The 13,886-nt window shown below is 45.4% G+C and carries 9 protein-coding genes; 8 read left to right on the top strand and 1 reads right to left on the bottom strand.

Going from position 1 to position 13,886, the window contains the following annotated elements; translation table 11 throughout:
- The 5 genes from FPZ43_RS17275 (at window position 1) to FPZ43_RS17255 (ending at window position 7,833) form a co-directional block, all read left to right on the top strand.
- Complete coding sequence (locus tag FPZ43_RS17275; RefSeq protein WP_222430997.1) at window positions 1-1,446, top strand: TolC family protein; 1,446 nt, start codon at window positions 1-3, stop codon at window positions 1,444-1,446.
- 516 nt (window positions 1,447-1,962) lie between these two features.
- Entirely contained in the window at window positions 1,963-2,319 is a 357-nt protein-coding gene (locus tag FPZ43_RS17270) for a hypothetical protein (protein ID WP_146383189.1), read from the top strand.
- A 14-nt stretch (window positions 2,320-2,333) separates the two neighbouring features.
- Entirely contained in the window at window positions 2,334-3,071 is a 738-nt protein-coding gene (locus tag FPZ43_RS17265; RefSeq protein ID WP_146383188.1) for an ImuA family protein, read from the top strand.
- 2 nt (window positions 3,072-3,073) lie between these two features.
- Window positions 3,074-4,576: a Y-family DNA polymerase gene (locus FPZ43_RS17260; RefSeq protein WP_146383187.1), complete on the top strand. Its 1,503-nt coding sequence runs from the start codon at window positions 3,074-3,076 to the stop codon at window positions 4,574-4,576.
- 2 nt (window positions 4,577-4,578) lie between these two features.
- Entirely contained in the window at window positions 4,579-7,833 is a 3,255-nt protein-coding gene (locus FPZ43_RS17255) for an error-prone DNA polymerase (RefSeq protein WP_146383186.1), read from the top strand.
- 9 nt (window positions 7,834-7,842) lie between these two features.
- Here the strand turns inward: FPZ43_RS17255 and FPZ43_RS17250 are convergent, their stop codons facing one another.
- Complete coding sequence (locus FPZ43_RS17250) at window positions 7,843-9,450, bottom strand: Na+/H+ antiporter (protein WP_146383185.1); 1,608 nt, start codon at window positions 9,448-9,450, stop codon at window positions 7,843-7,845.
- Between the two features lie 232 nt (window positions 9,451-9,682).
- On the opposite strand from FPZ43_RS17250, the gene FPZ43_RS19355 reads away from it, so the two are divergent.
- The 3 genes from FPZ43_RS19355 to FPZ43_RS17240 all read left to right on the top strand — a co-directional run bounded on the left by FPZ43_RS19355 (window position 9,683) and on the right by FPZ43_RS17240 (window position 13,879).
- On the top strand, window positions 9,683-9,838 hold the full coding sequence (locus FPZ43_RS19355) for a hypothetical protein (RefSeq protein ID WP_186461880.1): 156 nt from the start codon (window positions 9,683-9,685) through the stop codon (window positions 9,836-9,838).
- Between the two features lie 280 nt (window positions 9,839-10,118).
- Complete coding sequence (locus tag FPZ43_RS17245) at window positions 10,119-12,515, top strand: GumC family protein (protein WP_146383184.1); 2,397 nt, start codon at window positions 10,119-10,121, stop codon at window positions 12,513-12,515.
- Window positions 12,516-12,520: 5 nt separating this feature from the next.
- Complete coding sequence (locus FPZ43_RS17240; RefSeq protein WP_146383183.1) at window positions 12,521-13,879, top strand: lipopolysaccharide biosynthesis protein; 1,359 nt, start codon at window positions 12,521-12,523, stop codon at window positions 13,877-13,879.
- Window positions 13,880-13,886: the final 7 nt, after the last annotated feature.

Here is a 13,886-nt window from a genome sequence, read left to right as displayed (position 1 = left end):
ATGATGCTTAAAAAAGCAATTAATTATATACCAATTACCATTGTATTTGTGCTTTTGGCAACCGGGTGTAAAAACTACCAGGCCACCGTAACACAGGCACAACTAAACCTGCCAGATACTTTTGCAGGCAAAGCCGATACCACAACAATAGCTACCATACCCATCAGGCAGTTTTTTCCTGATCAGCAATTGGTGAGCCTGATAGATAGTGCATTAAGGGCTAACCCCGATGTTTTGAGCACGTTACAGCGAGTTGAAATTGCCCGTGCCAACCTGCGGCTAAATGCTTCAAGGTTGCTGCCGCAGATAAGCGGTGCCGCAAACGGTGGGGTAGAAAAATATGGCGATTTTACCCAAAACGGCGTAGGTAACTATGACACCAATTTATCGCCAAACATCAACGGCAATCAACGTATACCCAACCCGGTTCCCAACTACTTTCTGGGCTTTCAGAGCTCATGGGAGGTTGACCTTTGGGGGAAACTGAATAACCGTAAAAAGGCTGCCTTTGCGCGGTTCCTGGCCAGCCAGAGTGGGTATAAACTTTTAATAACAACCTTAACATCTCAAATAGCAGGTAATTATTACCAGCTGATGGCGCTTGATGCCGAGATGGCCATCCTCAGGAAAAACATTGGCTTGCAAAACCGCGCGCTGGAGATTGTTAAGATACAGAAAGAGGGCGGCAGGGCTACCGAACTGGCTGTGCAGCAGTTTGAGGCACAGCTTAAACGTACCAAAGGTTTACAATTTAACGTGAGCCAGCAAATACGAGAAACGCAAAATCAGCTTAATTTTTTATTGGGTAATTATACCGGTAACATCAAACGGGATACTTCTATTATTATCGAAAAACTGCCTGATGTGCTAAAAGCCGGCGTACCATCACAAATGCTGTTGAACAGACCCGATATAAGGGCTGCGGAGTATGAGCTAATTGCTATGAATGCCGATATCAAGGCAGCACGCGCCAGTTTTTTACCCACCCTCACACTTACGCCTTACGTGGGTTATAACTCTTTTAAAGCTGGTTTGCTATTTGACCCGGGATCATTTACCTGGGGTATTTTGGGTGGATTAACGGCACCCATTTTTAACCGTGCTGCCCTAAAGGCTGATCTTAACCGCACTATTGCCGAAAGCAAGGTGGCACTTTACGGTTATCAAAAAACTATCCTTAACGGTTTCCAGGAAGTGAGCAACCATTTGGGTGGTATTGAAAATTATCAAAAGGCATACGATTACAAGCAGCAAGAGCTCGAGTCGCTTAATAAAGCGCTTTCTGTAGCTAACGACTTGTATCTGGTAGGCCGGGCCAATTATCTCGAAATTATTACCGCCCAGCGCAGCGTGCTTGATGCCGAGCTTGAGTTGGCGCAAACCAAACGTAACATATTTTTAAGTGCCGTAAATCTTTACCAATCGGTAGGCGGCGGCTGGAAGTAAGCATTTTCAATATTTCATAATCAAAGGGAGCCGATATTTATCGCTCCCTTTTTTGTGGGTATAAAAGAAGGGTAGCACCTACGGCGCATAAATTTATCTTACCGAATAGCTACAAAGCTTGAGCCCTACGGGGTATTAGGAAATTGAATAACCACCTGTAAACTTTATCTATCTGCCCCCGTCACGGCTTCCCAATCTTCCACTATGCTAATTTTAAATTTAAGAAAGGTAGCACCTATGGAGCAGGAATTATCTTATTGATATGCTACAAAGTTTAAATGCCTTAAAGCATTAAGAAAAGCATATGCTCTTCTATTTATTTGTCCCGTAGGGACTATCGCTTTGTAGCTATTTATTACCAAGTACTTTGCCCCATCGGGGCTACCCAGTTCCATCGAATGGATATAATCGCTCTTCACTATAGCTGTAAAGCGCTTTTATAGATTGTTAAAAAAATAAAATCTTCATTTATATAAATGCTAAAAATATTAGCATTAAATTTGTCCATCAGTTGTTATGGATGAATTTTATATAGATGTAAAAATGGGGCGGCGGATTACACGTATCCAGGTAGATGAGGTGTCGCCAGAGCAGTGGGACAGGCCTTTTTCACCGCAGTTCATCATTGAGTTTCATGATGGCAGCGGCTTTGTAACTGTTACCCTGCAATTGGAAGATGGAAAGTGGTATGACCGCGACAGCCGCCTGCGCGAAAACGAAGATGTCCTGAATCTTGATTCGGCATACAGTAATCCGCTAAGTACGCTGGCCATCCAGGAAATTGGTACGGCAATAGGCAGGCATATGGTAGTACACTTAACCGCATACATGGGTTTGTTTGTGCCTGTTTTTCGCACGCCTACTTTAAACTAATTGGAGAATAAACCATGCAAAGCACCCGTAAGGAAATTATTAACCAGCTGCAAAAGGAAATTTTGCTTTTGCAGGGCTTTAAACCGCCCGCGCCCGATAATTCCGGTGGTTTGGGTTTAGGGCCGGTTGAACAGGCTTTTCCAAACGGTGTTTTTCCAACAGGGGCTATCCATGAGTTTTTAGGGTTTGAGCAGGAACACTCGGCAGCTTTCGGCGGTTTTATAGCAGGTATATTAGGTAAGTTAATGCTGCAGGGAAGTGTATGTTTATGGATCAGCATGTCGCGTACGGTTTTCCCGCCAGCTTTAAAAAGTTTTGGCATCGAGCCCGACAGAGTAATATTTATTGATGTAAAGCGCGAACGCGATATTTTATGGGCTACCGAAGAAGCCCTTAAGTGCGATGCCCTTTCGGCGGTGGTTGCCGAGGTTGCCGACATGAACTTTATGCAATCGCGCAGGTTGCAACTGGCCGTTGAGCAAAGCAAGGTTACCGGGTTCATACTACGTACCGATGCCCGCAAACTTACCGCAAATATCTGTGTGGCCCGCTGGCAAATTACCCCGCAACCCAGTGTATTGGAAGATGGCATGCCCGGCGTAGGTTTCCCCCGCTGGAATGTGGAGCTGTTAAAGGTACGCAATGGCAATCCTGGCGCATGGGTAATGCAATGGGCCGACGCCGGGTTTACTACCATTACGCCCGAAATTGAACAAGTTGTACAGCATCAACGCATACTTAAGGTTGTATAGTTATGCAAAAGCGCTTTGTATCCATATGGTTCCGTTATTTAAAAACGGACTGGCTTACTATCCGCCGGCCCGAACTTAAGGAAGTACCCTTTGTTTTTACATTGCCCGATAGGGGGCGTATTATGATTACCGCCGCTAATAAACTAGCCGAAGCGGAGGGCGCTGCGGCAGGTATGCCCGTTGCCGATGCTAAAGCCGTTGTACCCGGCTTGCAGGTATTTGATGATAAGGAAGGCCGTGATGCCAAGTTGCTTAAAGGTATTGGAGAATGGTGCATAAAATATACGCCCATTATTGCCATTGAGCACCCCGATGGTTTGGTGTTTGATATTACCGGCTGTGCCCACATCTGGGGTGGCGAAAGGGCATATTTAAAAGAAGTTATAACCCGCATTAAAAGCAAAGGCTATGATGTACGTGCCGCCATGGCCGATACCGCAGGTGCTGCTTTTGCCATAGCACGCTTTGGGCGTGTAAAGGCTATTATTGAGCCCGGGGGACATTTACAGGCGCTTATGGCTTTGCCGACGGCTGCTTTACGCCTGGATGATGCTGTATTGCAGCGGCTCAAAAAACTTGGCCTGCATCAAATAAAAAGTTTTGTAAACATGCCCCGTTCGGTGCTGCGCCGCCGCTTTGGCGAAGGTTTATTGTTAAGATTAGGGCAGGCATTAGGTTATGCTGATGAAGTGCTTACGCCATTGCATGTCATCCCACCATATTACGAAAGGCTGCCCTGCCTGGAACCCATCCGTACCGCAACAGGTATCGAGATAGCTATAACCCGCCTACTGGAGGCTCTGTGTACACGTTTACAAAGCGAAGGTAACGGCATGCACCTGGCGCGGCTTACCTGTTACCGGGTTGATGGTAAAGTACAACAGGTACAAATAGGCACCAACCGTGCTACTTATAATGTGCCCCATTTATTTAAATTGTTCGAGCTTAAAATTGCCGGCATAGCTCCTGCTTTGGGTATTGAGCTTTTTGTGTTGGAAGCACTAAAAGTTGAAGAGGTTACCTTGCAGCAGGATGCCCTTTGGGCAGCCACGTCTGGGCTGGACGATGCGGGCGTTATTGAACTGTTGGACAGGCTTGCCGGTAAAGTAGGTGCCGAGAGCATATTGCGCTACCTGCCCAACGAGCATTACTGGCCCGAGCGCTCCATTAAAAAAGCATTATCATTACAGGAAAACCCGGCTACCGACTGGCGTACAGACAGGCCGCGACCTACCCAGCTGCTTGCCCGCCCGGAGCCTGTTGAAGTGAGCGCCCCGATACCAGATTATCCGCCTATGCTTTTTATTTACAAAGGCAAGCGCCACGCCATCAAAAAAGCCGACGGCCCCGAACGCATTGAGCGCGAGTGGTGGATTGATGAAGGCGAACACCGCGACTATTATAATGTAGAGGATGAAAACGGTTGCCGTTACTGGCTGTTCCGCTCGGGGCATTACGCAGGCACTAAAGGCAACCAATGGTTTATACACGGATTTTTTGCCTGATTATGAAGTACGCAGAACTACAGGTAACCAGCAATTTTACTTTTTTACTGGGTGCATCGCACCCCGAGGAATTGGTAGAGCAGGCTATTAAATATGGCTATAAAGCTATTGCCATAACAGACAGGAATAGCTTTGCCGGTATTGTAAGGGCGCATGGGGTTGCAAAAAAGAGCAACATTGATAAGGCCGATGACAATAAAATAAAGTTTATCTCCGCTTGCCGGTTAGATTTGCTTGATGGCCCAAGCTTGCTGGCTTATCCTACAGATACCGCTGCTTACAGCCGCCTGTCGGGTTTGCTAACAACGGGTAATCTTCGTGCCGAAAAGGGCGAATGCTACTTGTATAAAGCAGATGTTTACCAGTTTGCCCAGGGGATAAAATTTATAGTGATACCGCCAGCTGCGCTAAATGAGCAGTTTGATTTTGATGAATCGTTTAAAACCGATTTAAAAGAATACCGGCAAAAACTGGGTAACCACGTTTATTTAGCGCTAAGCCGCTCATACCATGGCGATGATGGGAAACGCATGCATCGCCTTTGGCAGCTATCAAACTTATTAGATGTTCCACTTGCCGCTACTAATGATGTTTATTACCATGAAGCCGCCCGACGGCAGTTGCAGGATGTGCTAACCTGCGTTCGCGAAAAATGCACCATCCATACAGCAGGTTTTAAGCTGTATCAAAATGCCGAGCGGCACCTTAAGCCCGTGGCAGAAATGCACCGCATACTAAGCCAGTATCCCGGCGCTATTGAAAATACGCTGCAAATTGCGGCAGCCTGTAACTTTACGCTCGACAGCCTTAAATATGTTTATCCCGAAGAAATTACCAGCGATGGCCGCACGCCGCAGCAGGAAATAACCCACCTGGCATGGGAGGGTGCAAAAGAACGTTACCCGGAAGGTATCCCCGAAAAGGTAAAGGCATCCATCATTTATGAGCTGAATTTTATCGAAAAGAAAAACTATGCCTCTTATTTTTTAACCGTGCACGATTATGTGCGCTTTGCACGTAGCCGCAATATTCTTTGCCAGGGCAGGGGGTCGGCGGCTAATTCGGTTGTATGTTATTGCCTGGGTATCACATCGGTCGATCCTTCAAAGTTTAATTTGTTGTTTGCCCGCTTTATGTCAGACGCGCGCGACGAACCGCCTGATATCGACGTTGATTTTGAGCACGAGCGCCGCGAGGAAGTGATCCAGTATATTTATGAAAAATATGGGCGCGATCGCTCGGCCATTGTAGCCACCGTTACCCAGGAGCGGCACAAGGGTGCCATCCGTGATGTGGGTAAGGCGATGGGGCTTTCTGTTGATATAATTAACAGCCTTTCGGCAGGGGTGTGGGATTACAACGAGAAATGGATGAACGGTGACGGGCTTGAAGAAAAAGGACTTAACCGCAACGACCCTGTTTTACGTAAGGTGATGGAACTTACGGGGCAACTCGTAGGCTTCCCGAGGCAGTTGGGGCAGCATACGGGTGGGTTTGTGATAACGCAGGGTCAGCTGTCAGATCTTTGCCCTATCATGAATGCGCGTATGGAAAACCGCACCTGCGTGGAGTGGAATAAAGATGATATTGAGGCATTGGGCTTTTTAAAGGTTGACGTTTTGGGGCTTGGTATGCTTACCTGCATCCGCAAGGCTTTTGAGCTGGCCAAAAAACATTACGATGTTGATCTTACCCTTGCCGAAATTAATAAAGTTGAAGACCCAAAAGTGTATGATATGATCTGCAATGCCGATACCATCGGTGTTTTTCAGATCGAAAGCCGTGCGCAAATGTCCATGCTGCCCCGGTTAAAACCAAGTAAGTTTTATGACCTGGTTATCGAGGTAGCCATTGTACGCCCCGGCCCCATACAAGGGGATATGGTGCATCCTTATTTGCGGAGGCGTGATGGTATCGATCCTATCATATACCCTACAGACGAATTAAAAAATATTTTAGAACGCACGTTAGGTGTGCCGCTTTTCCAGGAGCAGGCTATGGAAATAGCCATAGTTGCTGCTGACTTTACACATGCCGAAGCCGATCAACTGCGCCGTAGTATGGCCACTTTTAAGGCGAAGGGGCAGGTAAGCGAGTTTAGGGATAAGCTGATTAACGGCATGGTAAAAAAAGGGTACGACCGTGAGTTTTCGAGCCGGGTTTTCCGCCAGTTGGAAGGCTTTGGCAGTTACGGTTTTCCGGAAAGCCATGCAGCAAGTTTTGCACTTCTGGTGTACGTATCATCATGGTTAAAATGTTATTACCCTGATGTATTTGCAACAGCATTACTTAATAGTTTGCCAATGGGTTTTTATCAGCCCGCACAAATTGTGATTGATGCCCGAAAGCATGGGGTAGAGGTGCGCCCGGCAGATATCAACCATTCCGAATGGGACAATACGCTTGAAGAAAAAACGTGTGAATACTGCGCCATTCGTTTAGGTTTCAGGCAGATAAAAGGCATTGGCGAGGAGGAAATGCAATTACTGGTAACTAATCGCAACGGTAAATATCAAACTATAACACAACTGCTTGATGCAGGCATAGCGCAAACTACCCTCGAAAAGCTGGCAGATGCAGATGCATTCCGATCCATAGGGCTCGACAGGCGGCAGGCACTTTGGGAAGTTGCCGCCTTGAGTGATACACCCGTTGCACTTTTTGCAGGGCAACCATCAGAAAGTGTTACCGAAGCACAGGTAGCTTTACCCCTTATGGCTGCATCAGAGCATGTGGTTGAAGATTATGCCACAACGTCCTTGTCGCTTAAAGCCCACCCGGTAAGTTTTGTTCGTGAGCAATTGAGCATGTTGCATGTATTATCAACCCGCGAACTTGATGGCATAGCAGATGGTACACCGGTTAAGGTGGCCGGCCTGGTACTGGTACGGCAAAGGCCCGGAACCGCTAAAGGCGTTTGCTTTATTACTATTGAAGATGAAACCGGTTACTCCAACCTGGTGGTGTTTCAAAACCTATTCGAGAAGTATAAACGTGAAATATTACAGGCACGCCTGCTGATGGTTGAAGGGAAACTGCAGCGCGAGGGACAGGTGGTACACATTATTGCAAGCCGTTGTTTCGACCTGTCGAAAATGCTGCGCGGGTTAACACAGGTAAAAACGGACGATTTGCCATTGCTTACCCTTGCCCGTGCCGATGAAACCACTAATCCCTTCCCATCGGGCAATAATATTGGCAGCGTTCCGCAAAACGGTCAAAAGGAAATATTTCACAAAGGGCGAAACTTCAGGTAAGTAGGTTAGCTATTCTACATCTTCCTGCAGGCGTTCTTCTTCAAGGTCAAGCCGGTTTTCAATTATACGTATCACATCATCATCGTAATCGTTGTTGCGGCGATAGGTATGTAATTTTGAACGTTCGGCTTCGGTAACTTCTACCATTACGGTTTTAAACTGGTCAAAAATGGTTTGTGCCTCTTTTTGTCTCTCGGCGTTTGCCATAAACTCTTTAAGCAGGCCTACCTTGTTTTTATAAAACTCCAGCTTATAGCGCAGCAGTATATTGTCTTCGATTTCTTTAGCGTGATTGTGTTCAAGCTCGTCGCAGGCAACTTTATTCAACTCAACTTCTATATCAAATATCTGCTCATCATCCGTTTTCCGGTCAGATGGGTCGCTCGGCCTTAAACGGCGAATAACCCAGGGCAGCGCAAGCCCTTGCCCAACAAGGGTTATGATGATCACTACAAATGTTATAAATAAGATGAGGTTGCGGTGCGGAAAAGGCTGCCCGCCCGGCAACAACAACGGTATTGCCAATGCCGACGCTAACGATACCACACCACGCATGCCTACCCAGCCTATTACCAGCGGGTTGCGCCAGCCCGGCCGGCTTTGCGCAACAGTAATATAGCGGCTCATAAAACGCGTAAATGCAGCGGTAAACAACCCGGATATGATGCGTGCAATGATCACTGCCAATGTAATAATAAGCGCCACTTCTAGCGAAAATGAAAGTTCCTCGCGTTTAATGCCCTTGGTTATTTCGGGCAATTGTAAACCTATTAAAAAGAAAACCACCGCGTTAAGTACAAATACCATTGACGTCCATAATGCTGCTGATTTTAAGCGACTTTTGTGTGAGAATACAAAGTGGTTTTTATAGGCAATGAATACACCCCCGCTCACCACGGCCAAGACGCCGGATGAGTGCATTTCCTCGGCCAACATATATATTAAGTATGGCGCCGCTATTGAAAATGCAATATCCAGGTTTGATGAGGTAGGCATCCATTTAAACACCGTATAAAACAAAAATCCAAGCAGCAGGCCTATGCCAATGCCTGATATAACAACGCCAACAAAACCAAGCGCGGCCTCGTGCCATACAAAGTGGTTGCTTATAATGGCCATTAGCGCAAAGCGGTAAATAGTTAAGCTGCTTGCATCGTTAAGTAAGCTTTCGCCCTCGAGTATAGACTTCATGCCCTTTGGTAACCTTAACTTGTTTAATACGGATGTTGCTGCAGCAGCATCGGGCGGCGATATAATAGCGCCCAATAATAGGCCCTGCGCTATTGTAAAACCAGGTATCAACCAATAAGATATCACCGCCACAACCAGCGTGGTAAATACCACAAAGCCAAGTGCCATACCAGTTACAATACGCCGCCATTGCCACAGTGCCTTTAGTGACATAGTTTGTGCGGCATCAAATAGTATGGGCGGTAATATAACCAGGAAAACCAGGTTCGGGTCGATGTGTATAATCGGCACAAAAGGCAAAAAACTGATAAGCAGGCCGGCCAGTACCAGGAAAATAGGGTATGGCACATTAAATTTTTGCGCTATGAGCACCAAAAAGGATACGCTTAAAACAAGGGCAACACAAAGAATAATGGTTTCGTGCATATAAGTTGTGATTGTGGCGTTGTTGCTTCCTGCATAAAAGTATGCAGGTGTTTATGCTCAAATATAATTTATAAATGCAAAACTCAATTAGGATTTACTTGAGTAGGAAATAGGCCCTCAGCTTCACGATAAAAAAACTGTCGAATAAGCCGATATAATAAATCATAATAAGACCCGTTTGGCAATAAGCCGGACGGGGCTTTTGTTTTTAAAAAGATCGTAATTTAAGGGTATGAAACAGCCATGTATTATTAAACCCGAGTGGGTGCCCGAGGCTTATAAAAATCCTGTTCCCATTGTGAACAAGAAAGTAAATGCTATGCATAAATCTTCGCTTGAACCATCTTACCGTTCACTTAAAAAAGTAAAAAGCCTGACGCGTAAGTAATGTTAAAGGTTTTTCGGTTGCTTGCCGCCCGCATTTGAGTAGCTGTGAAAGCCCGAAGGTATAATTTATACCAATCTATATTGATATTTCCAAATCGTTAAACCCTATTTATTTCGTTCAGCGCAAACACCTGCGTTCACTTTATTCGACTAACAGCATATAGTGTTTAAAACGGCATTATGGTGGTAACTTTCGGTATCAAGCCGCTTCAGCATGGTTTCAGCGCCCTTTTATGGTGAACTGATTATCTGCCCGGGTAACTTGAAAACATCGCGAGCCCATGAACAACCAGATTGACCTTTTAGCCGATAAGCTTGATTTTACCTACAAGAAGGAAGAAAATCCTAACGATGTAAGACACATACTCTCAGTTGCGCTAAACTATTGGCCGCTGTTTTTGATCAGCATATTGTTTTGCTTGGCAGCCGCTTATGTTTATATCCAACGTGTACCCAATCAGTGGAACGTTGTAAGTAAAATCATAGTTGACGACGATAATAATTCGCCGGCAAAGTCGCTTACCCACGGGCTCAACTCGGACATGTCATCAATGTTCAACGTAAAAAACGTTGCAGATAACGAAGTTAAAGTACTTAAGTCGCGCAGCCTGATGAAAAGGGTTATCTCCCAGCTGGAGCTCAACGTACACGTTTATGATAAAAGTGGTTTTAAAAAGGCCGAGCTATATGATGATGCTCCGTTTAAAGTAGAGGTGCTGCACAAAGGAGATATAACACGTTTAGGCAGCTACCAGGTTGAAATAACCGGCGATAACACCTTCAGCCTTATCGATCCTGACAATGAAGTTGAGCTTAAAGGTACCTTTGGCAAACCCCTTCAGCTTAGGCAATACACCATTGCGCTGCGTAAAGCAAATAACTTTACACCCAATGGCGACTATGAAATACTTATCCGCACTATTAAGCAGGCCGAGCTTGAGCTTGCCAATAACTATGAGGTTGGCTTAGATGATAAGCAAGCCACTATCATCAACCTGAAATTAAACTATAACGACCCTAAACGCGGTGAGGCAATACTAAGCCGGCTTATGCAGGTTTACCTGCAGGATAACCTGGCCAATAAGATTAGGATAACCGACAGCACCATGCGTTTTATAGACAGGCGCCTGGTTGTGGTTGGTGCCGAGCTAAACAGTGCCGAAAAAAAGTTAGAAGTTTATAAAAGAGAGAATGGTATATCAGATATCAGTGCGCAATCCAAAGCATTGATAGCGGGTGCAGATACCTACCAGGCAAAGCTTAACGAGAACGAGGTGCAGCTTGCCGTAGTAAATGACTTGTATAAGTATGTTAATGACGCGCGCAACCCGCAGGTGGTGCCAAGTTCGCTCATCACAAAAGATGTTGCCTTTGGTACGGCCATTAATGCATACAACGAAATGCTGTTGCGTAAAGAGCAGCTTGGGCTAACGCTGGTTGAATCGAGCAGTGTTATAAAAAACCTTGATCAGCAGATTGAGCTTGCCCGCCGCGCCTTAATGAACAGCCTGCGTAATTACCGCAGTAGCCTGCAGGTATCACAGGGGGCGGTTAAAAAGCAAAATGCCACCATCGTCGAAAAAATATCAAATGCCCCGGTAAAAGAACGTCTATATATTGATTATCAGCGCCAGCAAAATTTAAAGCAGGAGCTTTACCTATTTCTGCTTCAAAAGCGCGAGGAAACGGCCATATCACAAACAGCTACCCTGTCCAGCAGCCGCATACTTGATCCAGCTGAAAGCGAAGAGCTGCCATTTGCACCCAAAAAGTCCATCATATACCTGATAGGCTTGCTTGCCGGTTTTTGTTTGCCGGCAACGGCCATCAGTGTTAAGGAGATGTTGAATACCCGTATAAACTCCAAAGCCGACATCGAGAACCATACCAATGTGCCTTTGCTGGGCGAGATAAGCCGTAACGCCAATAAAAACAAGGTACTTATTTATAAAGAGCCACGCTCGGTTGTGTCTGAGGAGATACGTGCGTTGCGCACCAGCCTTAAATATGTAGTTGATAAAAGTTCGTCGAACGTCATCATGTTCACATCAAGCATGAGTGGCGAGGGTAAGTCTTTCATATCGCTTAATCTGGGCAATTCCATAGCACTTACCGGTAAAAGAGTTATCCTGCTGGAGCTTGATCTGCGCAAGCCCACGTTATCGCAAAACATTGGCATAAGTAACGATCACGGATTTACAAACTACCTATTGGCAAATGATGACGACCCGATAGAAAGTTACATTCGCCAATCTCCCGATAACGAGAATTTTTATTTCCTGCCTTCAGGAAATATCCCGCCTAACCCTGCCGAGCTCCTGATGGACGAGAAGGTGAAAGACATTATAGCCGACTTGCGCAGCAAATTTGATTACGTGCTTATAGATACTGCGCCGGTTGGTTTAATATCTGACGCGATGATCATTGAGGAATTTACCGACATCACCTTTTATGTAGTTAGGCAAAACTACACTTACAAATCGCAGCTTGGGCTGGTAAACGATTTGTATAAAACCAAGAAAGCCCGAGATCTATACCTTATTGTGAATGATATTCAAACGCATAAAAACGGTGTTACCGGATACGGGCACGGCTACGGCAAATATGGCTACGGTGATGAGGAAGAAGATACCGGCTTGTTCGCCGGACTATTGAAAAGGCTTAAACCAAGCAATTAATAGCTATGCTGAAGGCTATACATACAAACATACTTCATTTCTTTACCCGCGGCCATCAGCGGTCGGTAAAGGCAAAAATGAATGTCTTACAGTCGGTTTTGCTTAAGGTAGTTAGTGTAGGCATTAGCATGGTTTTGATACCGCTCACCATTAATTACGTTAATGCAACTCAGTTTGGCGTATGGCTAACGCTAAGCTCCATAATTACCTGGGCACTTATGTTTGACATGGGTTTGGGTAATGGGTTAAAAAATAAACTCACGCAGGCAATAACCCTTGGTAATTATGAGCAGGCACGCAGCTATGTAAGTTCAACCTATGCTATGCTCATAGCAATAGCTGCAGCGTTGTTTGTTGTGATTTATACAGTTAATCCATTCATCAACTGGGCTGCCATATTAAACGTTGGAGCCAATGATGCCGACTGGAATAAGCTTGTGCTGCTGGTGTTTTGTTTTTTTTGCGTGCAGTTTGTGGCGCAGCTTATTAACACAGTGCTAACGGCCAACCAGGCACCGGCCAAGGTGGCCATGTTAAATGTTATAGGGCAGGTATTTACGCTCGTGGCCATCCTTATGCTTATGCGCATCTATCCGGGCTCCTTGGTGGCCTTGGTTGTAGTGATGGGAGGCATACCGCTGCTGGTTTCATTAATAGCAAGCTTCTGGTATTACAAGGGGGAATTTCATTACATAGCACCGAGTTTTAAACTGGCCAACAAAACCTATGCGCGCGAAATGCTTGGGGCAGGCGGATTATTCTTTTTTCTTCAAATAAATGCCTTAGTGTTATATGAAACAGATAACATCGTTATAACCCAAATATTTGGTCCGCAGGAGGTGACCACGTTTAACGTGGTGTATAAGCTTTTTTCGGTTGTACTTATGTTCTTTGTGGTGATTATTACACCATTTTGGAGCGCATGTACCGAGGCTTTCATAAAAGACGACTATGCCTGGATAAAGCGTGCATTGGCGAAAATAAATAAGTTGTGGCTAGCCCTGTGTGTATGCAGCGTGGCGCTACTGGTAATATCACCTTGGGTTTACAAAATATGGCTTAAGCAAGCCGTTACCATACCATTTGCTTTATCATTATCCATGTGCATACAAATGATAACCCTGATATGGCAGGCCATTCATGTGCAGTTGCTAAACGGTATCGGCAAAATTAAGCTACAATTTTATGTGGGTATAGTAGGCTCGCTTGCAAATATACCGCTATCAATTTTTTTGGGTAAGTCAATTGGCATTGCGGGCGTGCCGCTTTCCAACACAATAATATTCATTGTGATGGGTATTGTTTTCTCCATACAAACGCGTAAAATCATTAATAAAACAGCTACCGGCATATTTAACGCTTAACAAAACT

Source organism: Mucilaginibacter pallidiroseus, from assembly GCF_007846085.1.
GTDB lineage: Bacteria > Bacteroidota > Bacteroidia > Sphingobacteriales > Sphingobacteriaceae > Mucilaginibacter > Mucilaginibacter pallidiroseus.
Note: the sequence above shows the minus strand (reverse complement) of the source record. Positions and strands in the feature narration are given on the sequence as shown.

Excerpts from the sequence above, each read along its gene's own strand:
- FPZ43_RS17270 (WP_146383189.1), top strand. The coding sequence starts at position 1,963 with ATGGATGAATTTTATATAGATGTAAAAATGGGGCGGCGGATTACACGT.
- FPZ43_RS17240 (WP_146383183.1), top strand. The coding sequence starts at position 12,521 with ATGCTGAAGGCTATACATACAAACATACTTCATTTCTTTACCCGCGGC.
- FPZ43_RS17265 (WP_146383188.1), top strand. The coding sequence starts at position 2,334 with ATGCAAAGCACCCGTAAGGAAATTATTAACCAGCTGCAAAAGGAAATT.
- FPZ43_RS17250 (WP_146383185.1), bottom strand. The coding sequence starts at position 9,450 with ATGCACGAAACCATTATTCTTTGTGTTGCCCTTGTTTTAAGCGTATCC.
- FPZ43_RS17260 (WP_146383187.1), top strand. The coding sequence starts at position 3,074 with ATGCAAAAGCGCTTTGTATCCATATGGTTCCGTTATTTAAAAACGGAC.
- FPZ43_RS17245 (WP_146383184.1), top strand. The coding sequence starts at position 10,119 with ATGAACAACCAGATTGACCTTTTAGCCGATAAGCTTGATTTTACCTAC.
- FPZ43_RS17275 (WP_222430997.1), top strand. The coding sequence starts at position 1 with ATGATGCTTAAAAAAGCAATTAATTATATACCAATTACCATTGTATTT.
- FPZ43_RS19355 (WP_186461880.1), top strand. The coding sequence starts at position 9,683 with ATGAAACAGCCATGTATTATTAAACCCGAGTGGGTGCCCGAGGCTTAT.
- FPZ43_RS17255 (WP_146383186.1), top strand. The coding sequence starts at position 4,579 with ATGAAGTACGCAGAACTACAGGTAACCAGCAATTTTACTTTTTTACTG.